The sequence below is a fragment of the Cohnella phaseoli genome, assembly GCF_003386235.1.
GTDB classification, from domain to species: domain Bacteria; phylum Bacillota; class Bacilli; order Paenibacillales; family Paenibacillaceae; genus Cohnella; species Cohnella phaseoli.
In genome coordinates this window covers 110,828-135,382 of sequence record NZ_QRDZ01000006.1, presented here as the reverse complement: position 1 = coordinate 135,382, position 24,555 = coordinate 110,828, and the positions used below count along the sequence as shown (strand labels likewise).

The window sequence follows — 24,555 nt, the reverse complement described above, 5'->3', positions numbered from 1 at the left end:
ATCTGTGAGGAGCGAGGAGGTTGCAGTTAGCGAAGAAGTTCGTTCGAGTAGCGCTTGACGAGCGTTTTCGGGGCGACCTCCCGCCATGCGGCGGCGAGCAGCGAGCGAAGCTCGTCCCGATCGATCCGGTCGAGTCTTACGAAGACATAAGCAAGCGTGGCGTACTTCTCCGGAACGCTGAAAATATCGGGAGCGAGCGTCACCTGGGCTTCCCGCTCCTCCAACGACATCTTCAGCAAAGCAGTCGCGCCATCCGGCTGCTCGACGGCGAAAATTTTGCCTCTCACCCGGTATGAAGGCTTATCCCAATGGGGATGCTCTTCCGCTTCCGGCAGCTCCAGCGCCAACTGGCGCAGTTCATCGTTAGTAACCATGGCGGCCTCCTTACTCATTCGTCGTACTTGCGTGTTCTCTCTATTTTCGACATGTCCGATTCAATTTACTGCCGTCTCTTTGAAAAAAGCGAATAATCCGGCCGATACGCGCGATAGTTCAGACATTTGCCCTCTTCTTACGGTCTCCCAGACCGTCGAGCCGGCCTCTAACTCACTCCTGCAGCCACGCGTCAATCTGCTTCGCCAATTGCTCGAGGCCGAGCTCGACGGGAACGCGGCCGCGCAGCATCCGTTCGAACATTTCGTTAAACGCTGCGTCGATTTTGGCCCAGTTCGCCACCGGCGGGCGGAGGAACGAGGCGTCCAGACTTTCTACATAGGGCCGAATTGTCGGACTATACGTTTCCTCCGATTCGCTAGCCTCGGCGTTCGTCGGCAGCAGTCCGGCCTTGAACATAAGCCGCTGCGCTTCCGCTCCCGCCATCCATCTCATGAACGTCCAGGCTGCCGGCTTGTGGCGGGAATTTTTCATCAGCACTAAATTTTCGCCGCCAATAATCGAGCCCTTCGCCCCCGGGTTGTGCGGAAACGGAGCCAACAGCGTATCCCGCTGCAGCTTCTCGATATCGTAGCCCTCCACATTCGACAGTATCGTGTAATACCAAGGCCCCTCGTCCATCATAAGCAGTTCGCCGTTCAGCACCGCCTGCCAGCGCTCCGTTTTGCCGGACAGCACGTCCGCGCTGACGAGGTTCGACCCGACCAGCCGCTTTAACGTATCCACGGCCCGGACACTCGCCGGACTATCCAAATAACCGCTCGCCCTCGTATAGTCCTTATTCGTGAGCTGCCCGCCAAGCCCAATGAAATACGGCAGCACCGCCCAAGTATTAATGCCGTTGACGCCAAGCTGGTAGCCGGTGCGCTCGCTAAGCGCAACCAGTTCGTCCATCGTCTCCGGAGGCTTCTGCAGTCCGGCCTTGCGCAGCAGCTCGCGGCTGTAGATCGCCGCCTTCGTATTGATGTTGAGCGGCAAGCCGTAGTAGCGTCCTTCATATTTGCCGGATTCAAGCGCCGACTTTAGAAGCAGCTCCGTCACGCGCGGCAGCTCGGGGTACGCTTCGATCGGGTCGATTAGCCCCAGTCTGGCGAATTCCGGCAGCCAAGCGATATCCATGCGCACGACGTCCGGTCCAGCGCCCGAAGTCGTCTCGGCGATCAGCGAGCCCTTGAAATATTCGTACAGATGCTTAACCGACACAATGCGAATATCGGGATACTTCGCCTCGAAGGCCGGAATGACTTCCTCTTCGAAAATTTTCATCTCTACTTCGCTATACGTATGCCAGACGGTGATCACGTTTCTGGCTTCCGGCTGCATAACCCGTTCAACCTCGTCTCCGTCGATAATGCTCTCAGCGCCGCAGCCCGGCAGCAGAACGGCGGCGAGCGTCAGCCATAGAGCGGCAAGCCAGCGAAAGCCAAGCCCCCTGAACGTTACGCCTGTAGGTTTCTCCACCGTCCTCCCTCCTCGTTAGCGCAGCAGCTGGCGCTCACGGTATTCGACCGGCGACGCGCCGGTCGTTTTCTTAAACAGCTTGCTGAAATATTTGACGTCGTTGAAGCCGGCCCTCTCCGCCACCTCGTATATTTTGAGTCGCGGGTCCGCAAGCAGCTCCTTCGCCTTGCCGATACGCAGCCGAATCAAATAATCGATGAAATTGAAGCCTGTATGATGCTTGAATTGCAAGCAAAAATAATTTTTGCTCATATGAACGTAATCGGCCAGCTGCTGCAATGTAATCTCTCCCGTGTAATGCTGCGCGATGTAAGAGATCGCTTTGTCGATCAGCTGTTTGTTGCCCTTATAAGTGTGCGAACCGGCGGCGAACGACTTCCGATAGCCCCGGATTTGCGCCTGCAACAGCACGGTCAGTTCGTCAAGCGTTTCGCTGCGCTTCAGCTCCTCGAAGCCTTCGAGCAGCACGATCATCTCCTGCTCGTTAAGGAACAGCGTCGTTACGATCTCGAAGGCCTCGCGGCGGACCGCATCCGGGCTCGGTCGCAGCGCCTCCCACCGCCCGATCCAGGCGCGCACCAGCTTGTCGGCGGCTTCCGCGTCGCGGGAATGCGCGCATGTCTTCAGCTCCTGAAGCAGCTGGCCTACACTTGGATAATCGGACGCCCGCCGCTCCGCCTGCTCGGACGAAAGCGGGCCGTAGTGCCCGCCGCCCTCGAAAAACCGACGTTCAGCCGTCGCTCCGCTCCTCCGGAACACGTCCCTCAGTTCCCCCGCATCCTCTCCGAGCGCGACGCCGATCGTTACCTTGACCCCAAGTCGGGTCGCCCAGACTTCGGCAACGGCGTCAAGCTGCATCGGCAAGCCCTCGTCTTCTCCGGAGGGCACGATCATCCCCAGCGTCCTCGAGCCGATTAGGAAAGCGACGCCTTCCTTTGCCGTCTCATAGAACAGCTCCTGCATTTCCTCCAGCAAAATGCCCCCATGCAGCTGGCCGAAACGCTCCTCCGTCTCCCTCAGCCCGTCGATGAGCACGGTACAGATCGCATAGCCGCGCCGCATCCATTCGGGAACCGCATCCGCCTCCAGTCCTTCGTCGTCGTGGGCCAGCGCCCGTTTGACGTCCGATTCGAGCCGCTTGCGATCCGAGACCAGCTTCGTCCTCCGGACCAACTGCCGGTCTTCCTCCTGGCGACGCTCCTCCTCGATCTGCCGCAAGCATTTGCGAACAAGCTCCAGCAGCCCTTCCGGCTCCAATGTCGGCTTCAGCAAATAATCGACAACGCCAAGCTTTAAGCCCTGGCGAACATATTCGAAATCGTTGTAGCTGCTGACGAGAATCACCTTTGTACGCGGATGCCGCTCCAGCGTCCGTCTCGTCAGTTCGAGACCGTCCATCACGGGCATTTTGATGTCCGTGATCAGAATGTCGACCGGCTCGCTCTCCAGCGACTGCCAGGCTTCGTCCCCATTGGCGAAGTCGCCGACGAGTCCGACGTTCTCCGATCCCCAATCGACCGACGCTTTAATTCCGAACCGGATGACCGGTTCGTCGTCTACGATCGCTGCCCGATACATCGTTATTCCCCCTCCCGCTTGACCTGCGCGTCGACCGGCTTGATCAGCTTCATGCGTACGATCGCGCCGCCCTCCGGGTCGTTTCCGATCCGCATTTCCGAGCCGGGCGGATAATAAAGTCGAATCCATTCGCGAACGTGCGTCAGCCCGATGCCCGTCATTCCGGAAGGCTCCGCGTCCTGCCGCGAATCGTCCAGCTTTTGCAAGTCGTCCGGCGAAATCCCGCGGCCGTTGTCGCGGATCACGATGGCGATCGCCTGCTCCGTCGCCCGGGCTTCGATCCAGATATCGCCGCCACCGCCAAGCGGCACAAGCCCGTGGAATACGGCGTTCTCCACGATCGGCTGAACGAGCATACGCGGCACCGGAAACGTCTCCGCCTCCTGAGCGATATCCGCATGCAGCCGAAATTCTTTATCGTACCGAATTTGCAGAATGGACAAATATTTGGCGACGATGTCCAGCTCCTCCGCCAGCGTGACGAAGCTGCCCTTTTTGCCCATGTTCGCCTCCAGCAACAGCACGAGAGACGACAGCGCGTCGTACGCTTTGGCGCTCTGATTGTAGCGGACGAGCCACTTGATCGTACTAAGCGTATTGAACAGAAAATGCGGATTGATCCGATGCATCACCGCTTTAAGCTCCGCCTGGCGCTTGCTTTCGTTCACCTCGCGCACCTCGCGGACAAGCTCGTTGATCCGTCTAATCATCTTGTTGAATTGCTGGCTCAGCAGCCCGATCTCGTCCTTGGTTCTGACCTCCGTGCGCGCCGTGAAGTCGCCTCCCTCCGCCACCTTCATCTGCGAGGTCAGCTGCTGGATCGGCTTCGTCACCTGACGCGCCAGAATAAGACCGATCGCCACGGCAAGCAGCGCGAAGCCGAGCGCCGACGTCCAGATCATGCGGCGCATGCTCGTCAGTTGATCGGTAATCTCGTGAATCGGCACCGAGCCGACGACGCTCCATCCGTTGGCCAGCGGCTGCTTGATGTGGTAGAAGCGGACGCCGTCCTCCTCATGCTCGAACTCGGCGGCGCTGCCGGTGGCCGCCCATTCCCTCAGCTCGGGATCGGACAGCGGCTGTCCGAGTCGATCCAGCCGACGATCGATCACGATCGTGCCCGACTCGTCCACGACGAAAAATCCGCCGCTATTGCCGAGACGGATTTGTCCGATGCGATCCAATATTTTATTGCCGTCCAAGTTCACCAGCAAGTAGCCGATGTCGGCAAGGGACTCGAAATCCTTGATCACGCGAATTACGGGCAGCACCAGATCGTTGATGTCCCCGATGCCGCTGTACGGATCGTAAGCCAGCTTGCCCCACGCCGGCTCCCCGTCCTTCATTCGGGCCAGCTTCGCCCATTCCAGATCGTGCAGCGATTGGACGTAAATTTTCGACAGCTTAAAGGAGCCGCTGCCCCAGCTTGTGCCTTCCTCCCTCAGCACGTACAGCGTTTTGACGAAGGAGTTGGAGCCCACGTAGTTGTTCAGCAGATTGGACACGTACGTTTTGTAGGCCTCTTCCTCTTCTGGAGTCGGTCTCGTATTGCGCGCAGCTTGCTGCAGCTTGACGTCGCTGTACAAAATATTGGAGGCGTCCGTTCCCGCCAGCATAATCGCGGACAGCGCGTCCGCGGCCTGACGGACGAGCTGCAGCGAGGAGACGCGCACGTTTTTCTTTACGAGCTTCGACGAGGCATTGTAAAACAGCACGCTTGTCAGCGTCGGAATAAGGATGACGACGAGCAGGGTCAAAATCATTTTCGTTGCGAACCGCCTGCTTCCGCGAAGCCGCTGACCCGCGCCCCAAACGAGCTGATTCATCCGCCTCCCCTCCCCGTACGACTATTGTACACCGTCCGGAGGACGCGTTGAAAGCACTTTCAGCAGGGTGTATCATTTTCCGGAATTCCGTCCCCCGTCCGTCTTCGCACCTTAGCACCTCAGCAGCTCAGCCTCTCAGACCGTCAAGCTCGCAAGTCCGCAAGTTTTCACCCTTTTACCGCCCCTTCGTTAAATCCCGATTGCACGAACTTCTTCTGGAAAGCGACATAGATGAGAATAACCGGGAGCAGCGCGATAAGCGATGCGGCGAAAATTTGTCCGTAATTCGTGGCGTACTTGTCGTTGAACATCAGAATCGCGATCGGCAGCGTGCGCAGCGCCTCGCTTTTGATAATCGTCAGCGCCAGGAAGTATTCCTCCCATGTCGCCTGAAATACGAAGATCGCCAGCGTTCCCATTGCAGGCAGCGACAAGGGGAGATAGATGTTCCAGTAGATTCGCCAGCTTCCTCCACCGTCGATCAGCACCGACTCTTCCAGCTCCCGCGGAATGCTCTCGAAAAACCCCCGCAGGAAAAACATATTGCCCACCACCCCGGCTGCGATGTAGATGAGCCACAAACCCGCGTAGGTGTTCACCAGTCCCATATTTTTGATGATGATGAATTGCGGAATGATGTTGATGACGGACGGGATCATCATCGTGAGCAGGAACAGGCGGAATACGCCCTCCTTGCCGGGAAAAGAAAACCGCGCAAAGCCGTATGCCGTCAACGAGCTGACGAGCAGCGCCCCAAGCATCGCGACCGATGTGAGCAGCATGCTGTTGCCGAAATACTGCGCGAAGTGGTTTTTGCCCCAGACCACCTGATAGTTGATAAAGTTGGGCGTGACGCTGAATACCTCCTCCGGCCGCGGCAGCGAGAACGTCGCCGTGAAGAAGGAAGTGAGAATCATATAAATAAACGGAAAGACGAACAGCAGCGCTCCGGCCACGAGTATGGCGTATACGGCGAGCTTCGTCATCCATGGCGTTCGCATGGCGCGATTCCTCCCATCGTCGTCAGAACAAGCGTTGCTTGCCGATCTTGGTCATCTGGTAATACGTCACGGCGAATACGAGCAGCCCCATCATAACGCCCATCGCCGCCGCTTCCCCGAAGTGGAAGTGCTTAAACGCCTCCATATAGATCAAGCTCGGAATGACCTGCGTCTGGTTCATCGGCCCGCCGGCCGTAATGAAGTACACCTGCGGGAAAAAGCCGAATGCGCCGTTAACGAGGTTGATCAGCACGAACACCGTAATCGGGCGCAGCATCGGCAGCGTCACGCATAAAAATTTTCCTGTCGCCGAAGCCCCGTCCATATCCGCAGCCTCGTACAGATCGCGCGGGATGCCTTGGAGGGCGGCCAAATAGATGACGACGCCCCAGCCGACCGTTTTCCAGATATGGAACAGCCAGATCATGATCATCGCCGACCAGTAGTGGCTCTTCCAGGCGATCGGCTCGGACAGGATGCCGATGTGCAGCAGCACGTAGTTGACGAAGCCGCCCGAGCCGTCGGCGAACAAATATTTGAACAGCAGCGCGACGACGATCCACGACGTTACGATCGGCAAATAGTATAAGGTGCGGAACGCGACCTTCATTTTCACGAATCGGGTATTGATGACGACGGCGAAAAAAACGGCCAGAAACCAGTTGATCGGCACGGTGACCGCGACGTTGAGGAACGTATTCTTCAGCGCGATCATAAACTTCCGGTTCGGATCGTCGAACACGGCCCGATAATTGTCCCACCCGACCCACGGGCTGTCCTGGCCGGGCAAAATGTTGAACTCCTGAAAGCTCACCTTGACGTTCTGGATCATCGGGTAGACGACGAAGACGAGTACGCCGACGATGCCGACCGCGATAAACGGAAGCGCGTTCAGCCATTGCGCCAGACCGGTTCGGAACCGGGATTTGCGGGATAACGTCGCTTGCGACACGGCTATGGCCTCCTTCTAAGAGATAGCGACGGCTGCGCCGCGAACGGTTTAAGCCCGGTTCGCTTGCGCAGCCGTCGTCGGTTGGACGAAGCGGCAACTATTCGCCCAAAATGGCGTTAATCTGCTTCACTGCGTCGTTCAGCGCCTCCGCCGCCGTCTGCTCGCCGCGAATCGCCTTCTCCAGACTCAGGTTAAAGATCGTTTCCATTTCGCCCCATTGCGGGATCGGCGTGCGCGGCAGCGCCGTGTTAAGCTGCTCGATAAACGGAGCGATATACGGATTTTGGCTCGCATCGATCGCCTGCGCCGCCTCGCGATTCGTCGGCACCATGCCGGCCTCGACCATAATTTGCTGCGGCTCCTTGCCAAGCATCCACTTCATGAACGTCCACGCTTCCTCCGGGTGCTTGGAATTGGCGAACGTAACGAGATTCTCGCCGCCGACGACCGAGATGCTGCCTCCGGGTCCGGCCGGCATCTGCGCCCTTACCGTCTGTTCGAGCGGGTTAAACGCGCTCTCCGCATCGCCAAGCATGATGCTGAAAAACCACGGCCCGTCGTCGATCATCATATATTGGCCCGATTTCAGGCCGTCCCACGAGCCCGGCTCCCCGCCGAGCAGCGCCGGAATGACAAGCCCCTCGTTGTTCCAGCTCACGATCTTCTCCAGCGCCTCGACGCTTGCCGGGCTATTCAAGTAGCCGTCCACCTGCTTATAGTCGTCGCTGGTCACCTTGCCCCCGAGACTCCAGAAGTACGGCAGCACGCCCCAGGCTCCGATGCTCGATATGCCGATGCCCTGCTTTCCTTGCTCCTGGAGATTGCGAGCCGCCTGCACAAGCTCATCCATCGTCGCGGGCGCCTGATCCAGACCGGCTTCCTTTAACGTTGCCGCGTTGTAGATCGCAATTTTCGTATTCGTGTTCAGCGGCACGCCGTAATATTCGTCTTTGAAAATATTCGTCTGCATCGGACTGTCGAACACGCTGCTCTTCACATCGTCGAAGCCGGGCAGGTCGCTCAGCTTCTTCAATGCGCCCTTCGAGGCAAGCTCGGGCACCCAGATGATGTCCATCCGCATCAAATCCGGAGCCGCATCTCCCGCCACCGCCGCAATGACCTGATCCTTCAGCCCCTCGTACGGCATACGTGTCAGCTTAAGCTCGATGTTCGGGTACTCGGACTCGAACTTTGGCTTGATTTTCTCAAGGAGCACCTTCTCCTCGGAATCCGAGTACGTGTGCCAGTACTCGATGGTAACTTTGGCTTCCGGACTCGCGGCGCTTGCGGACGGCGAGCTCGGCTTGGCGCTTTCGCTTGCGCTTCCGCTCGGTGCCGCCCCGTTGTTGCCTCCGCCGCATGCGGCCAAAACGATAATCAATGCGAACGCCAGCAATGCCGATAAGCTTTTTTTCATCGATTGTTCTCCCCCGTCAACGTGATTTGGATGTCGTTGCCCGTTCAGTATGCGGGAAATCCAAGGTCATCGGAAACCGCTTACATTACGCTTAAGGGGGATTCCGTTCCGTACTTCATCAAAGCTTCGATCGCGCGCATAGCAAAAAGGTGTCGAACGTTCCGATCGCAATCGGAATGCTCGACACCTTTTGTAGGGAGCCAGTCTCTTATTCTGCCTCGACAGCAACCGCGGCCCGGGCTGCGTTCGCCCGCACGACCGTCTCCAACAGCAGTTGGTTGCGATAGCCGTCCTCCAACCCGGCAAACAGCGGGTTGGCCGGGCGATCGCCGCGGATTCTCGCCGCAAACTCCGCCCACGGATTCAGCCCCTCGTTCCCGGCAACGTCGATCGTCTCCGTTACCGTCTCCCTGCCGTCCTCCGTCGGATACGTCCAGACGAGCTCACGGTCGTTCAGGGTGCTAACGCGCAGCGTTCCCTTCTCCCCGTATAGCGCAACCTCGTGCTGATTGCCCGAGCCGAGCGCGTTGCGCGACGTCTGGAACACGCCGACGGCTCCGTCCGCGAAGCGCGCGTTAAAGCAGGCGAAGTCGTCGACGCGAACGGGGACGGGCTCGCCACTCCTCAAATCCGCACGCTCCGGCACGATCGTCGTAAGCATCGCCTGAAGCTCGGCCATGCGGCCGCCGGTCAAATATTCGGCAACATCGATCATATGCGAGCCGAGGTCTCCGAGCGTGCCCGTCCCTGTTACCGCCTCGTCGAAGCGCCATAGGAACGGCGTATTCTTCACTGTCGAGCCCCAGTCCTGCAAATATTGCACGAACAGATGATTGATGCGGCCAAGCTTGCCTTCGGCGACGAACTTTCGCGCAGCTTGGAAGGCCGGTCCGTTGCGATACGAGAAATTGATCAGCAGCGGAATCGGACTGCTCCGATACGCCTCCAGCACCTCGCGCGCTTCGTCCAGCGTCCGCGTCAGCGGCTTCTCCGCGAACAGCGGCTTGCCGGCCGCGATGCAGCCCAGCAAAATCGCCGCATGCGAATCGTTCGGCGTCACCGCCACGACACCTTCGACCCCCGCATCGGCGATCAGCGCCCCGGCTTCGCGATAGCGCCGCTCCTCCGACACGTTCAGCCTGGCGCCGACTTCGGCCAGCGCTTCCTCGCTAACATCGCACAGGGCAACGATCCTTACGCCCTCGACCTTCTCCAGCTGCTCGATATGAAACCGCGCCATTCCGCCTAATCCGATAACTCCAATGTTAACTTGCCTGCTCAACGCGATCGCCTTCTTCCTTGTAGATAAGGTATCGCATTATCGATTCGCAGCCTGCGGCAAAATTCCTGCAAGCCGCGGCAACTTTTGAATATAAAACACGGAATCGGAACAGGAGACTCCTTCCTCGCCGCTTAGATTAGTCCTGATTTCTGCAGCAGCCGCTGCACAATTGCCGCCGTCTCTGCCCTTGTGATATACGCCTTCGGAGCAAGGGTTGTCGCATTGCGCCCCGTCACGACGCCGGCCCGTACGCTGTCGGCAATCCCGCTTCGCGCCCAGCTCGCCGCGGATGAACGATCTTTGAACGGCTGCAGCGCTTGCTCAGAAGTCTGGATCGAATTCAGTTCGTTCTTTAGGGCTGTCAGCTTCATTGCATCGGCGACGATCTTCATCGCCTGCTCGCGCGTAATCTTATCGTTCGGCCGGAACGTGCCATCCCCCATACCCCCGACCAGACCGTAAGCATGAGCCGTCTTCACCGCGCCGTTGTACCAATCCGACGCCTTCACGTCAGAGAAGGAGGCCGCTCCCTCTTCCGGCTTCAACCCCAGCCCGCGAACGACGATCGCCGCGAATTCTGCGCGCGTAATGTCTCTGTCCGGATCGAATTGGCGGTTGCCTACGCCGCCGATGACCATCCGCGAGCCCATATCGTTCACAGCGTCCTTCGCCCAGTGCTGCGCGACGTCGGCGAACTCCAGCGGATGCCAGACGACCGAATACGTACTGTTCGTCAAGCTGTTAATCTTGGCGTAATGCTTGCCGTCGATGACGACGACCTTCGTCGGCACATGGCGCACCGTGCCGTCCTGATCGACTACGACACCTGTCGTAATCTTACTCGGATCGACGCCGCCCGGAATTGCGATCGTTCTCTCGACGTACGCGTTAAACTTCGTTACCTCGATCGTCCGATTCCCGTAAACGGCTTGAACCTTGAATTCCAGCGGAGGCGATACCAATGTGAAAGAGCCCTTGTTCGCCGCGTTTTCCACGACTTTCGCCACCGTCGCCGAAGCCGCCGCAATCTCGATTCGCACCTTGATGTCCTCCAGGGCGACCGATTTGCCGATCTGCTCGGAGATCGCTCCGATATTCATCTGCAGGGCAGGAAGCGTATAGGTCGCGCGGTCGGTCTTGATTTCCAACACCGCCTGCTTGTCCTCCATCCTCTTGACCATCCGTCCGTTCAGCTCGCCAACGACGATGTCCGTCCCTGTGCCGACCGGGACGGTAACGACCGCGCCGCTGCCTTCCGATTCGAGCTTAGCGGCCAGCTTGTTCTCGTCGACGGAGATCGTCGTAACCGACTGTCCGCCGCGTCCGGAGGATATGACCGTTCCCGCATTCTCCGCCTTGCCGTTGACTATAATTGTCGCTTCGCTGCCCGTCGGAGTCTGCGAATTCGGTCCTGCACCCGGCGCGGAGCCCGACGAAGAAGACGGCCGCGATACGGTCACTTTTCCGGATACCATTTCTACGGCCAAGGAATTCATATCCCCATCGGTAAAGGATAGCTTCGCCGGGTCGGAAGAGTCCACGGTGAACGGCTTGACGCCTGCAGTCGAAGCGCTCTTCGCCCTGACCTTCAGCACGAACAACCTCTGGTCGGCGGTAATCGGCCTGTCGCCGCCGGAAGTGTCGACCCAGATGGCTCGAATCCAGCCGTTCGCGTTATCGAAATGAGATTGGAAGCAACCCTGGGCGGCCGAAGGACATTCGGCCTCATTCCGACTTCCGTAGCCGATTTCGACGTCGATGACTTCAAGCGAGGCCGGATCGAAATCAATCTGAATGCCATAGGAAGCGATACCGGCGCTTCCCGCAGGCTGCACAACCGATACGGGAACCTCCACGGTTTGTCCTGACGTCGCCGATGCGCTGCCGATGACGAGTTGAACCGCCGGGCGGGGCTCCGCTTGCACTTTTAAGACGCCGACCTGTACTCCTGTAACGACGAACAACAATGCCAGTGCCGCACGCATGCCTCTGACAAGCAGGGACGTCTCTTTTCGGTTCTCCATACTCTACCTCCATTAATGGTCGCAAACCTTTTTATCACGTTGCCTTTTACGGCATATGTCTTGAGAAATCGCCGAATACGTTCTGGCTGGTTAAGACGTTCCATTGGCTGACATCAAACGTTGACGAGCCGCCCTTTATACCTGGTTTTCGAATGTAATTATCCCCGGAAGCCAAAAACGGAACCGGTCCGGCCGCGTTCGGATCGCCGACGACATCGAGCACCTCGCTGCCTTTTTTGAGCACGAGCGCCTTCAAAGGCTTGTTAGGTTCGTCAAAGTAGATCCAACCAAGATCTAATACGCCCGGAATATTGACGGTGATATCGAAAAAGTCGTAGAAGCCACCGTCGATGATGATATACGGTGCCGCTTTAAATAGCAGTAACGGAATCTTTATTTCCTTAGTCACAATAGAAGCGGTAGCAACGTCGTACTGATAGACCCAGATTGAGTAGGTATTGGCCGAAGCCGGGTTTGGCCCCGCCGCATCGGGTGAATAATAGAGCTCGAAAGCAAATTTACCGTATTCGCCCCCACGGGCAATTTCCGAGAAGAACATCTCCGGCACGGCGGCCGCAGCCGTTCGGAAGTCCCATATGGACGAGCCGACGATCGCTTCGCTGCCGAAGCCGTTGACGTCCGCAAAAGCCCCCGCCTCCAAGAGAACGAAATATTCCGTCCCCTCGGCAAACGTCGTATGCTGTACGGTTACTGTGCTTCCGTCGATCGACACCTTCGCCGTATCGCTGACGATAATGGTTTCGACTATGCTGCCGTCCGCTTTCTTATGAATCGTCATTTTTTTCCCCGTCACCGCCGTTACGTTCTTGTCGAACACAATCGCCAGAGGGGCGGCTTTATCGAAATTATCGGTATTGGCGGCCGGAATCGTAGCGGTAACGTTCGGTTCCACGATGGCGGTAATCGTCAGATTGCCGCTTGTGAGCGGACGACCTTTTGCCAATGCGGACGATAGGGCCGTTATCGTAAGATCGGTTACATCCGCGTCGAAATCGGTCTTATCGAAATCCAGCATGATAAACGCTTCCGTAGGGCTCATACGGCCGGCCCCGATAATAGAAAGTCCTGACGGAGCGCCGTTTAACTGAAAGTGAGCGGTAAGATCGTCATCCGCGAATTCATCGCCGACAAGCGTTACATTGAGCAGCGCCCCTTCAAGATTCCCCTCCGACAAAGGAGAATCCGGAACTACGGTCAGCGCGCGAGTATCGAAGGAAGCGAATTCCCAGACTCCGGCGGACAAGCCGGCGAAAGGGTTGCCGGCTTGATCCTCGAAGGCGCCGGACTCGATCACGACCGTATAGTCCTTCAACGACTCGAACGCGGCATGCTCGATCGTCACGACGCTGCCGTTGACGGACACTTCCATATCCGTCCCCAATATAAAGGCGGCAAAATCGGCGTCATCCGTTACGTTGTGAATCGCGACGGTTTTGCCGTCCACCGCAACGACTGGCTCGTTAAACGTTATCTTCAGCTCTTCATCGTTGCTCGCAACCGTCGATTGATGCGCAGGAGAGAACCCGACCGTTGTCGGCGCAGTCGCGTCCAGCGTCGTGAAACTCCATGCGCCGGAGCCCGCCATCCCGGAAAAGGCGTTGCCCGCAGCGTCTTGGAATGCGCCCGGCTCCATCTCGACGTAATAGGAAGTTTCGCTTGCAAGGCCGGGATTCAACAATTCAATCGTATTGCCGGCAATCGTCACTTTAGTTGTATCCGCCGCATCGTAGCTGAACGCTTCGCTGTTGTCCGAAGCCCTACGAAGCTTAATTGAATGTCCGGGGACGGCGACGATCGGCTCGCTGAACGATACCGTAAGCGACGCGTCCAGTGCGACTCCGATCGCCCCGTCTGAAGGCGTCGTCACGCTGACGGTCGGTGCCGTCGTATCCGCGGTAACGAATACCCAGTCCGAGCTTCCGAAACCGGCGAAAGCATTGCCGGAGATATCCTCGACTGCCCCATCTTCAATGAAGAGATAATAGCCGATTGCTTCCTCCAAGCCAGGATTGGCAACGAGGAGCTCATTTCCGCTGATCAAAATCTTCGATGGATCGTCAGTAGAATAAGAAGCGACCGTGCCGTTATCCGACACTCGCCGGATTTCGAGCTTCTTGCCGGAGCCCGCTTGGACAGGCTCGTTAAAGACAGCCTTTAAAACGGTGTATTTGTCTACACCGGCCGCCCCATTTGAAGGAGAAAGCGAGCTGACGATCGGTCCGATCGTGTCGGCAGTCGCAAAGCGCCAGACGGAGCTTCCGGCAAATCCCGCGAATGCGTTGCCCGCCGCGTCTTGGAATGCGCCCGGCTCTATCTCGATATAGTAGGAGGCGCCGTCGTCGAAGCCGGGATTGACGATGGCGACCGTTACGCCGCTTATCGTAACTTTCGTTTCATCTTTAACGGAATAAGATGCGACGATGGCATCTGTCGCGGCATTGCGGATATGCAGCCATTTTCCGTCGACTGCGGCTACCGGCTCGTTAAATTCCGCGCGCAGGCCGCCATTGCGACTGGCGTTCGCCGCGAGATGAGCCGGCTCGGTAAACGACAACAGCGGCGGAGCCGTATCCGGAACCGTGCCGCTCGTCGCTGCGGAAGAAGGCTCCCCCGCTTTGCCTTTGCTGTCGACCGGCGTTACTTGGAAAAAGAGATATTGGCCTACATCGGCATCCTGCACCGCGTACGTTATGCCGTTGGCGCCGGAAACCGGAGCTTTGTCCGAACCGTCCGCTTGAGAGCCGCGATACCATTGGTACATCGAAGTTCCTTCCGCATCGTTCTCCGGGTCGGCATATCGATAAGTCCCTGTTAACGTCATCCCCGACTGAACGGTTCCCGAGATCGAGCCTTGATCTGCAACCGGGGCGTCGTTGCTGTCCTGCAGCGAGACCAGGAAAGCAACCCCTCCCGTCGCGGGAGTTTTCCCGACATAGGTGCTCATCAGGATCGTAGCGTCGGCGCTTGTAATTTGCCCGTCCCGATTCACGTCAAGACGATTTTTCTCTTCTTCGGAAGGAGTCACTTGTCCGTTAACGACCTTATAGATATACAGTACATCAACCGAAGTAACCGCACCGTCTCCGTTCGTATCTCCCAGCAGCGTTACGTTCAAGCCTATGTAGTCGGTTAGGCGGAAGCCGAAGCCGTCTTCCCCAACGATAGCGACTCGAGCGCTTCCGGCCGAGTTCACCCGAATATCAATCCGTCCGTTATCGGCCGCAGCGGAAGCTACGCTCGTACGGTCGGATGCTGCCGATACTTCCACGGGCAGGCTGGTTAATTGCGGAAAATGGGAGCCTGCATCAAAGGAAATGGAATCGCCGCTGACGGCAATGGACGAGGAAATCCAGCTCAGACTGCTGGATACCGGCGTCAGCACCTTGTTCGCAGGCGCAGCCTCCGCCGTATGCGGAAAAGCTGCCGGCAGAACCAATAGCAATGCCAAGAAAATACGCAAGGACTGCTGTAAGCACTGACGGTAGCTGAACTTTGTTTTTGTTTTCACCGCTGTATCCCTTCTTTCTCGTGATCGACGTTATTCGACTCCATCCTACAATAATGCCTATAAACAAATAATAAACATTTCCGAAACAGCATCCGAATCTAATCGGACGCCACAAAGAAAGCCTTCCGATCCGCAAAGTGCGGAAACGAAAGGCTTTCCTGAACAGAGTCAATTGTTATGGCGCAATACTCTCCAGCACGTCCTCAACGATCTGCCGATTGGCGATGATTCCCGTGTACAGCCAGCTCGAGTCTGCGGGATATTCGTGGACATTGCCGTTTTTAACCGCCTTGACGCTCTGCCAGACCGGGTCCTTCAGCGCCTCCGACCCGGTTGCGGTATCGCTGTTGACCAGGAAAATGTGATCGGCGTCCAATTCGGACAAAGCTTCCAGCGACACCGATTTCCAGATGCCGCCCTCGCCTTTGGAGATGCGCTGGACGAGCTCGGGAACGGCAAGTCCGAGATCCCGGTACAGCACGTCGCCGCTCGACTGATTGTCGCTGACCATCCAGAACGTCTTCGAGACCAGCCAGATGGCAGTTGCGGAAGGACGCTTGTCGCCATACTTCGCATCGATCTTATCGCGTGCGCTCTGCAGCTCTTTCTCATACGAGTCCAACGCTGCCTGCGCTTCGTCGGCCTTGCCCAGCGCCTCGCCCACCTTCTGCAGCGCCTTGCGCCAGTCCGCATTCACTTCTTGGCCAAGCGCGTATGTCGGAGCGATCTTCGAATAGGTGTCGTATTTTCCGTCCGCAATAAGCGATTCGTCCCCGATCAGAATTAAATCCGGCTCCAGGCTGGTTACCGCTTCGAATGGAAGATCGTGCGGTACCGTCTGGATATTCGCCAGTTCTCCTTGCAAATATCCCATCGGCGAGCCGCCGACCGACCATTGCGCCACCGGAACGACGCCAAGCGCTACCAAATAATCTTCCAGATAAGAAGCAAGCACGCGCTGCGGCTTGGCCGGCACGACCACCTCGTGTCCGAGCGGATCGACCAGCGTTCGTTCCGTCTGCTCTTCCTTCTGCGGCTCGCTAGCTTGAGGAGACGCCTCCTGTTCCTGAGACGGTGTCGCTTGCTCCGTACCGGCCGGCTCAGTCGCGGCTGCATTCCCCGCTTTATCATTATTGCCGCCGCACCCTGCAAGCAGCATGCTCATCATCGCGGCGACAACCAGCACGTACAACAATCTGTTCCCACGTTTCGAATCCATTCTTCGTTACTCCTCCCGAATATATAACCTGCCCGACTAAGTTGAGATCGATTCTCATTATCACCGGACAGTTTTATTTTATCAGGAAGGACGCGCCCGTCTATGGATTAAAGTCATTCTTTTCATGCACAAAAACGCAGGGACCTCCGCCTGCTCCCCTATGCTTCAACAGCAGCTCCCTCTGCAGCTCAAGCTGTTTGATCATCGACAGCACGTCCGCGGAGTGAAAAAGCTGCCGGTCGATAAAGTAGATGCGGTTGCAACGGTACGCATCGAGCGAGCTCCATACCGGATGCTGCATCATCCGGGTAACCCATTGTTCGCTCTCGGCCGTAAACGGATAACAGACGAACATATGGTCCGCCGCATACTCCGGCAGCTGCTCGATCCGCAGCTCGGTAATCATGCCTCTGCCCATAACGTGCCGTCGAACGCTCTCCGGGGGCTCAAGCCCCATCGCCCGATACAGATTGTACCCTCCGCGGCCGTGAAACTCGCTGAATACCCAGACGCTGTCGGAACTAAGCTCGTAGAGGCCGACCGTCTCGCCGGGGGCGATCGCCTCGACGATTTCCTCCCGGATTTGCTTCGCCCGTTCCATATAGCCGGACACGCAAGCTTCGGCTTCTTCGCGCTTGCCTAGCGCATCGGCCAAGCGACGCATCCGATCGACCGGATCTCCGTAAGGAACGATCATCGTCGGCGCGATCGCCTGCAGCTTGCCGATCAGCTCCGAACCTAGCCACAGCGGAACGACGATCAACTCGGGCTCCAGATCGATAACCGGTTGTACCGATGTCCGGCCGACGTCCGCGATCCCCTGCAATTCCTCTCGCAGCAGTGGATGTTTCGCCAGCCCGTAGAAGTAAGAGGCTCCGACAGGCTTTACGCCGAGCGCCAGCAGGCTGCCGATCAAATCGTAGATGACGACCCGCTTCGGCTCGCGCAAATAAGCCTTCGGCGAGAACCCCGTCGCCTGCTTGAACTTGCGGCTTAAATACAGCCCGTTAGAGTAGCCGACATTGCGCGCGATCTCGTCCAGATTGTCGCGGGTGAGCAATAGCTGCTCCTTCGCCTTGCGAATGCGGATGTCGGCCAAATAGTCGGCGAAGCCGATTCCGGTCTCCTGCTTGAACAGCCCGGAGAAGACGCGCGGATGAAAGCCGGCCAACGCCGCCATCGCTTCTCTCGTGATCTCCTCCTGGTAATGCTGCTGCAAATGCGAGATCACCGTACGGATCGCCGTCCGGTGGTCCGGAGCCGCAGCTTGGCTCATAGCCGTCGAACCGATCTCCCTAAGCTGCAGCAGCAGCTCGTACAGCAGGATGTCCCTGCGCATAAGCTGAACGTCGCCGGCATCCGCCGAAGCGGAAGCGGCCAGGATGTCCCGAATCAGCTCCGCCGCCCTATAGGACGCTCCGGTCTCTATCGCCCCGTCCGTCAGCCAGCCGTTCGTCCATTCCCGATAGACGCCCGCTTCGTCCGCCGCTTCGCTGCGGCGAACGATCCTGAAGCGGACGCAAGCGACTTCGAGATGGCGCCGATCGGCCGCCTGCATATCTACCAGCCGGTTCGGGTTGCAGAAGACCACCGTCCCCGGATGCAAAAGCCATTGCTCCTCGTCGATCGAAAGCCGACCTTTGCCCCCAAGGACGGCGAACAGACAGTGGCCGTCCATCCAGCGCCTGTCCGCTCCGTCCGCAGCTTGCAGCACGGTCCGCCATGCGCCCGTACACGTATATAGTTCATCCATAGGTCGAGTATCCGTCCTCCGGCTATTTATTAACGATATACTTTCAGTGTACACGCCTGACGGCAGCCGGACAATCGTCGCGTTCCGGACAACCGCCCGGTTTACGTCCTCGCCTTCCCTCTTCGCATGAGCAAATACAGGAAGAACGGCGCTCCGATTCCTGCCGTAAATACGCCGGCGGGAATATCGAGAGGCTGAAACAGCGTTCTGCCCGCCAGATCGGACAGCATCAGCAGGTTGGCGCCGAGCAGCGCAGAGATCGGAATGATTCTCGCATGCGAGCGGCCGGCAAGCCTTCTAGCCATATGGGGCGCCAACAGTCCGATAAAGGACAGCGTGCCGGCTACGCCGACCGCCGCTCCCGCCAACGCGACGCTGATGCCGATAACGATAATGCGATGAAGCTGAAGGCGGCTGCCCAGTCCAATGGCTGCGGCGTCTCCCAGCGACTGCACGTTCAATTCCTTGGCGTAAAGCAGCGCGAGCGGCACGAATAGAGCGACCCAAGGCCACAACGCCTGAATGTACGTCCAATTGGTTCCATAGACGCTTCCCGTCATCCAGTTCAGCACTTGAGCGGCGAGATACGCCGGACCGCTGATCAGCAGGAACATCGTGAGCGCGCCGGCGGCCGTCGAGATGCCGATTCCGATCAGCACAAGCCTCATCGGCGACACGCCCTTGCTCCAGGCCAGCACGTAGTTGATCGCGGCCGCAACGAAAGCTCCGCCGATCGCTACGACCGGAATCCAGTGAACGCTGTATCCCTGGAACAATGTCATGAAGGCGACGGCGGCAACCGAAGCGCCTCCCGTCACTCCCATCAGATCGGGGGAAGCGAGCGGATTGCGAACGACGCCTTGCAGCAGCGCGCCGGACACGGCCAAAGCCGCTCCGACCAGCAGCGCCGCCAAGATTCTGGGCATCCGCAGCTTCATGACGATCAGATCGCTGCCTTGGTCGTTCCTTCCGAGCAAAGACAGAACGACCTCCTTGAGCGGAACGTTCGCTCCTCCTATCGACAAACAAATTAGCGCAATGAACACCGTCAACACGGTTAACGACAGCAGCAGGTACAACGGCCTGCGCGAATTCCGCCTACTCATGTTTCCTCCTTCTCGCGACGCGGATCAGAAACGGAACGCCGATTAGCGCCGTCGCGACTCCTACGGGAACTTCCTTCGGCATCAGGACGAACCGCGAAGCCAGATCGGCCGCAACCAGAAGAATGGCGCCCGTTATCGCGCAATAGGGAAGCAGCCAGCGGTGGTCGTTGCCGACGAGCGCCCTGCACAGGTGCGGAACTACGAGACCCACGAACGCGATCGGACCGGCGATGGCGACGGAGCTGCCCGCGAGCAGCACGACGGCGACCGCCGCCGCCGCGCGGGAGAGCAAGAGCCTCTGGCCGAGGCTCTTGGCGTTGTCGTCGCCGAGCGCCATGACGTTCAGCGATCCCGACAGCAGCATTGCCAAAGCCAATCCTGCCAACATGTAGGGGACAACGTCCGCCAGATGCTCCAGCTTCCTGTCTGCGACGGATCCGATCATCCAGAACAAGGCGGATTCCAGCGATTGCTTGTGAAGCAGCATCAGCCCGGACGTGACCGACGACGCGAAAGCCGCGATCGCCGCTCCGGCCAAGGTCAGCCTGACCGGCTCGAATCCGCCTCGTTCGCGGGCGCCGATCGCATAGACGAACGCGGCAGCCGCGATTGCGCCGGCGAACGCAATCCAGATCATGCCGCCAAGCGTCAGGGACGAGCCGAAGGCAATCAAACCGACGACGACAAACAGCGACGCGCCCGAGTTGATGCCTAGCACCGACGGCGACGCTAACGGGTTTTTCGTAACGACTTGCATGATCGCGCCCGCAACGGCAAGGCAGGCTCCCGTGGCAAGCGCCACAAGCGCCCGCGGAACCCGAGTCGTCGTCAAAATCAGATGGTCGTTGGAACCGTCAAAATGGCGATAAGCTTGCCACAACTCCGGCATTCCGTAACGGTGAAGACCGAGCAAAACGCTCAATAAGACGCTTGCAAGCAGCAGCACCGCGCCAACGACCAAACCGGCCAGCCTCAGCCTGCGGTTATGCAAACGAAACGTATTTTCCTTTGAATGCTTGGATTGCTTGGATTGCTTTAATTGCTTCAACTGCCTCACCCGTCGCCCAAAGCTCAACAAGCCGACGCGTTACGAGCGTCAGCTTGCCGGCGTACCTTGTTTTATTTCACTTCGAAGTAGGCGATCAGCTCGTCCAGCAGCAGGTTCGCCGCTTCGTAGCCTCCGGCCGTGTTCCAGATCGCTTCGTCCACTTGAATCACCTTATTGTTCTTGGCTACGTTCAAGTTTTTGAACAGCGGATCGTTCATCCATTCTTCCACCACTTTGGCCGCATCCGTAGAGCCCTGGTTTTCCGATACGAAGTAGAACATGACGTCCCCGTCCATACTCGGAATGTTCTCCTTGGTCATGACCTCGATGAACGCGTCCTTATCCTGCGCCTCCGGACGGGCGATTCCAAGCTGGTTCAGCAGCACTCCCGCGAAAGTTTGCTTCTGGTAGATCCGAACCTGCGAGGCCGAGAAACGGACCAACGACACTTTCGTCGCCGCCTTGTCTCCCAGCTTGGCCTTCACTTCCTCGACGCGCTTCTCGAACTCGGCCATCGCCTTTTCGCCTTCCGCCTTTTTGTTGACCGCTTCGGAGTACAGCGTGAAGTTTTCCTTCCAGTTGCCGCCCAGATCGGCCGCGAATACGGTCGGAGCGATCGCCTTCAGCTGCTCGTATATTTTTTCTTGCCTGACTTTATTGCCGATAATCAAGTCCGGCTCAAGGCTGGCAATTAATTCGACGTTCGGTTGAATCTCGTCCCCTACCGCCGTTACGCCTTCCATTTCGTCCTTGATATGGTCGTACCATGGGTCCCCGATCCAGGATTGCACCGCTCCGACCGGCTTGATGCCGACCGCGAGCAACGCCTCCGTTCCTTCGTTGGTCAGAATGACGACGCGCTTCGGCGTGCCGACGAGCGTCTCTTCGCCCATCGCGTGCTTGACGACGCGCGGCGCCTCGCTCTCGGACGCCTGCGACGCGGATGCGGACGGCGACGGCGTAGCGGCGCTGCCGGACGAAGCCGCCGGACTTGCGGAAGGACTGTTGGTTGCTGCGCCGCACGCTCCAAGCAATAAAGATAGACCGAGCAGCAAAGTTGCGAATGCGAGTGTTCTAGATTTGGCTTGCCAATGCATGTGTAAGACTCCCTCTTTCTCCAATTGATAATGATTCTCATGCTCATTAACAATATAGCGAGACGAAGCGTCCTTCACAATAGAGAATCCGGACAAGCGAAATGGATTATAGCGACTGCCGCCCAGATCGGAGACGCCGGCGTTCTCCCTGAAGCGTATCGGCGAAACTCCCTCGGACTTCTTGAACAGCCGGCTGAAATAATAGCTGTCTGCGTAGCCGACGCACTCAGCTATATCCTTAAGGACGAAATCCGTCGTCAGCAGCAGTTCTTTCGCTCTATTCATGCGCACGCGAATGAGGTAGTCGATCGGGCTCGTTAGCGTCCTGGTTTTGAACAGCCGCTGCAGGTGCCGGGGATGGCAGTCGAGCAGCTCGGCAAGAGCTTCCAGCGTAATGGGCTCTTTGTAGTTCTCGTGAATATAGCGTACCGCCTGCGCGGCCGGATCGGGCTTAAACGCGGCAACGCCTTGGTCGGCGAACTGCCGCAGCAGCTCGTGCACGAATCGGTAAAATAGAGCTTTGGCATACAGTCGCTCCTCCGGCTTCTCTCCCTGCCAGCTTCGGTTCATCCGAACGAGCGGATCGAACAGGGCAAGCGGATCCCCGGGCTTAAAGTCGTATCGCAGATGGAACGGCTTCTCCTTATCCAGCAGGCTTGCAAGCTCTTGGCGGCAGGGCAGCGGCACATTCGCCTTATACAAAATCAAATAATATTCGAGCAGCTCCTGCGCCTCAATCTCCAGGCACATGCCCTTGCCCCCGTGCAGCACGTGAAATCGCTCCAGCGGCTTGCTCTCTCCGTCCAAACCGACGATCGCGCTCCCGCGAACAATATAAATAAAGGCGCTGGACGGCAGCCGATAAGCCCGCAGAGCCGCTCCCCGCTCCATATACGTATGACGCAGATCCATGACTTGAACGAACGCCTGATTCCACAACAGGACGTGGTCTTGATAATTCAATGCGACGCTCCTCCCCGCTTCTTTTTCTCTGCAACGATTATAATTGAAAATCATTCTCAATAACAGGATTGTTTTAGGCGATCGCCGATCGTTCCGGGAAAAATTTGTTGCTCAAAAACAGTGTGCATAATATACTGTTTATGTCACATACAGTTTTAAGAGGAGAAAGGGGAAATCGAATGTATCCATTTGCCATCGAAACGAAAGGTTTGAAGAAAAGCTTCGGCAAACAAGTCGTGCTGGACGGGGTCGACCTGTCTGTGCCTTCCGGCAGCATCTATGCGCTGCTTGGACCGAACGGCGCGGGCAAAACGACGCTGATCAACATCCTGTCCACGCTGACGGCAGCCGACGCGGGAGAAGCGAGAATTGCGGGGTACAACGTCTTTGCGGAGAAAACGAAGGTGAAAAGCTCCATCAGCTTGACCGGTCAGTTCGCAGCCGTGGACGAAATGCTGACCGGCGAAGAAAACATGCGGATGATCTGCAGGCTTTCCGGGCTGTCGCCCGCAGAGTCCAAGGCCCGCACGGCAGAACTGCTCAAGCAATTTGAACTGGAAGCGGCGGGCAAAAAACGGGTGAAATCATATTCGGGGGGCATGCGCAGAAGGCTCGATCTCGCCGTCAGCCTTGTCGTCGACCGGCCGGTGCTGTTCCTGGACGAACCGACGACAGGCCTTGATACGATTAGCCGACAGACATTGTGGAAAATCATCCTTCGATTGAAAGAGCGCGGCGTTACCGTCTTCTTGACGACGCAGTATTTGGAGGAGGCGGACCAGTTAGCCGACAAAATCTCGGTGATCGACGGAGGACGGATCGTCGCGACGGGAACGGCCGCGGAGTTGAAAGCCCGCTTCGGCGAAGAAGTGATCGAGCTGCGCGACCGCAATGAAGCGTTGCTGAGAACGGTCGCCACGTCCGGCACGATCGCCGACGTCCGGCAGGCGCTGTCCGAGCTCGCTCCCCTGCTTCCGCCCGATGCGCGGGTCAGTCTGCGCAAGCCGAGCATGGACGACGTTTTCCTGGCCCTTACATCCCAACCGCGTTTGGAGGAATCGATCTCATGAATGACTTGTCTCGTCTGACGCCGTCGCCGGCATCCTTCTTCGCCGCGAATGCCGTCTTCATCGGACGCAGCGTCCGTCTCAGCCTAAGGAACGTCGAGGCGCTGCTTATGGCCGTCATGCTTCCAGTGATGCTTATGCTGCTGTTCACCTATGTATTCGGCGGCGCGCTCGACCCGAGCGGCAACTACGTCAACTATGTCGTCCCGGGAATTATTTTGCTGTGCGCCGGCTTCGGATCTTCCAGCACGGCGGTTGACGTCTCCGTGGATATGACGAACGGCATTATCGACCGCTTCCGCACGATGCCGATCCACAGCATGGGCGTCATAACCGGACATGTCGCCGCCAGTCTTACCCGCAACCTGCTCGCCACCGCAGTCGTCATCGGCGTCGCTTTCCTCGTCGGCTTTCGTCCTAATGCGGGCCCGGCAGAGTGGTTAGCGGCGCTTGGCATCATCGTGCTGTTCATTCTCGCCTTCACCTGGCTGTACGCCGCGATCGGGCTGGTCGCGAGCAGCCCTTCCGCAGCCAGCGGCTACGGCTTTGCCCTGCTGTTCCTTCCTTACTTGTCCAGCGCTTTCGTACGGACGGAGACGATGCCGGGCTGGCTGCAGGACGTTGCCAACCATCAGCCGATTACTCCGGTCATCGAGACGATTCGCGGTCTGCTGACCGGCACGCCGATCGGCAATCAAGCTTGGCTGGCCGTGGGCTGGTGCGCGCTGCTCATCCTTGTCGCTATCGCTTGGTGCGGCATCTCGTTCCGTCGCAAGGCCGGACGCCGATAGACGGCACAGAAGCCGACTCATAAATAAAGAGGGTCGTACGAAAGGATG

At 58.0% G+C, this 24,555-nt stretch carries 17 protein-coding genes; 2 read left to right on the top strand and 15 right to left on the bottom strand.

The window, feature by feature from the left end; genetic code table 11:
• Positions 1–26: 26 nt before the first annotated feature.
• The 15 genes from DFP98_RS09810 to DFP98_RS09740 form a co-directional block, all read right to left on the bottom strand.
• The gene (locus DFP98_RS09810; protein WP_116060406.1) at positions 27–374 is read right to left on the bottom strand and encodes an MmcQ/YjbR family DNA-binding protein; all 348 of its coding nucleotides are present in this window, start codon (positions 372–374) and stop codon (positions 27–29) included.
• Between the two features lie 172 nt (positions 375–546).
• Positions 547–1,854, bottom strand: coding sequence for an extracellular solute-binding protein (locus DFP98_RS09805; RefSeq protein ID WP_116060405.1), 1,308 nt, complete (start codon positions 1,852–1,854; stop codon positions 547–549).
• 15 nt (positions 1,855–1,869) lie between these two features.
• Complete coding sequence (locus DFP98_RS09800; protein ID WP_181917591.1) at positions 1,870–3,432, bottom strand: response regulator transcription factor; 1,563 nt, start codon at positions 3,430–3,432, stop codon at positions 1,870–1,872.
• A gap of 2 nt (positions 3,433–3,434) precedes the next feature.
• On the bottom strand, positions 3,435–5,258 hold the full coding sequence (locus DFP98_RS09795) for a cache domain-containing sensor histidine kinase (protein ID WP_116060403.1): 1,824 nt from the start codon (positions 5,256–5,258) through the stop codon (positions 3,435–3,437).
• A 167-nt stretch (positions 5,259–5,425) separates the two neighbouring features.
• Positions 5,426–6,259, bottom strand: coding sequence for a carbohydrate ABC transporter permease (locus DFP98_RS09790; protein WP_246016475.1), 834 nt, complete (start codon positions 6,257–6,259; stop codon positions 5,426–5,428).
• 22 nt (positions 6,260–6,281) lie between these two features.
• Positions 6,282–7,211, bottom strand: a complete 930-nt coding sequence (locus DFP98_RS09785) for a carbohydrate ABC transporter permease (RefSeq protein WP_116060402.1) — start codon at positions 7,209–7,211, stop codon at positions 6,282–6,284.
• A 97-nt stretch (positions 7,212–7,308) separates the two neighbouring features.
• Positions 7,309–8,628, bottom strand: coding sequence for an extracellular solute-binding protein (locus DFP98_RS09780; RefSeq protein WP_116060401.1), 1,320 nt, complete (start codon positions 8,626–8,628; stop codon positions 7,309–7,311).
• A 208-nt stretch (positions 8,629–8,836) separates the two neighbouring features.
• Complete coding sequence (locus DFP98_RS09775) at positions 8,837–9,910, bottom strand: Gfo/Idh/MocA family protein (protein ID WP_116060400.1); 1,074 nt, start codon at positions 9,908–9,910, stop codon at positions 8,837–8,839.
• A 131-nt stretch (positions 9,911–10,041) separates the two neighbouring features.
• Positions 10,042–11,934 (bottom strand): S-layer homology domain-containing protein, encoded by a 1,893-nt coding sequence (locus tag DFP98_RS09770; protein WP_116060399.1) that lies wholly within the window; start codon positions 11,932–11,934, stop codon positions 10,042–10,044.
• Positions 11,935–11,980: 46 nt separating this feature from the next.
• A complete protein-coding gene (locus DFP98_RS09765; RefSeq protein ID WP_116060398.1) occupies positions 11,981–15,463 on the bottom strand; it encodes an Ig-like domain-containing protein in 3,483 nt (1,160 codons plus the stop codon).
• 175 nt (positions 15,464–15,638) lie between these two features.
• The gene (locus tag DFP98_RS09760; protein ID WP_116060397.1) at positions 15,639–16,682 is read right to left on the bottom strand and encodes an ABC transporter substrate-binding protein; all 1,044 of its coding nucleotides are present in this window, start codon (positions 16,680–16,682) and stop codon (positions 15,639–15,641) included.
• Between the two features lie 100 nt (positions 16,683–16,782).
• The gene (locus tag DFP98_RS09755) at positions 16,783–18,435 is read right to left on the bottom strand and encodes a helix-turn-helix domain-containing protein (RefSeq protein WP_116060396.1); all 1,653 of its coding nucleotides are present in this window, start codon (positions 18,433–18,435) and stop codon (positions 16,783–16,785) included.
• Positions 18,436–18,536: 101 nt separating this feature from the next.
• Positions 18,537–19,541: a FecCD family ABC transporter permease gene (locus tag DFP98_RS09750; RefSeq protein WP_116060395.1), complete on the bottom strand. Its 1,005-nt coding sequence runs from the start codon at positions 19,539–19,541 to the stop codon at positions 18,537–18,539.
• Positions 19,534–20,589 carry a FecCD family ABC transporter permease gene (locus DFP98_RS09745; RefSeq protein WP_425455524.1) on the bottom strand — a complete coding sequence of 352 codons (1,056 nt, stop codon included), beginning with the start codon at positions 20,587–20,589 and terminating at the stop codon, positions 19,534–19,536. The genes DFP98_RS09750 and DFP98_RS09745 overlap by 8 nt, the downstream gene beginning before the upstream one ends.
• 71 nt (positions 20,590–20,660) lie before the next feature.
• Positions 20,661–22,649, bottom strand: a complete 1,989-nt coding sequence (locus DFP98_RS09740) for an AraC family transcriptional regulator (RefSeq protein ID WP_246016474.1) — start codon at positions 22,647–22,649, stop codon at positions 20,661–20,663.
• A 179-nt stretch (positions 22,650–22,828) separates the two neighbouring features.
• Here DFP98_RS09740 and DFP98_RS09735 point away from each other — a divergent pair, with 179 nt between their 5' ends.
• Together DFP98_RS09735 and DFP98_RS09730 are read left to right on the top strand one after the other, a co-directional pair.
• Positions 22,829–23,719, top strand: a complete 891-nt coding sequence (locus tag DFP98_RS09735) for an ATP-binding cassette domain-containing protein (RefSeq protein ID WP_116060394.1) — start codon at positions 22,829–22,831, stop codon at positions 23,717–23,719.
• A complete protein-coding gene (locus DFP98_RS09730; protein WP_116060393.1) occupies positions 23,716–24,507 on the top strand; it encodes an ABC transporter permease in 792 nt (263 codons plus the stop codon). Before DFP98_RS09735 ends, DFP98_RS09730 begins: the two co-directional genes overlap by 4 nt.
• The last annotated feature ends 48 nt before the right edge of the window (positions 24,508–24,555 follow it).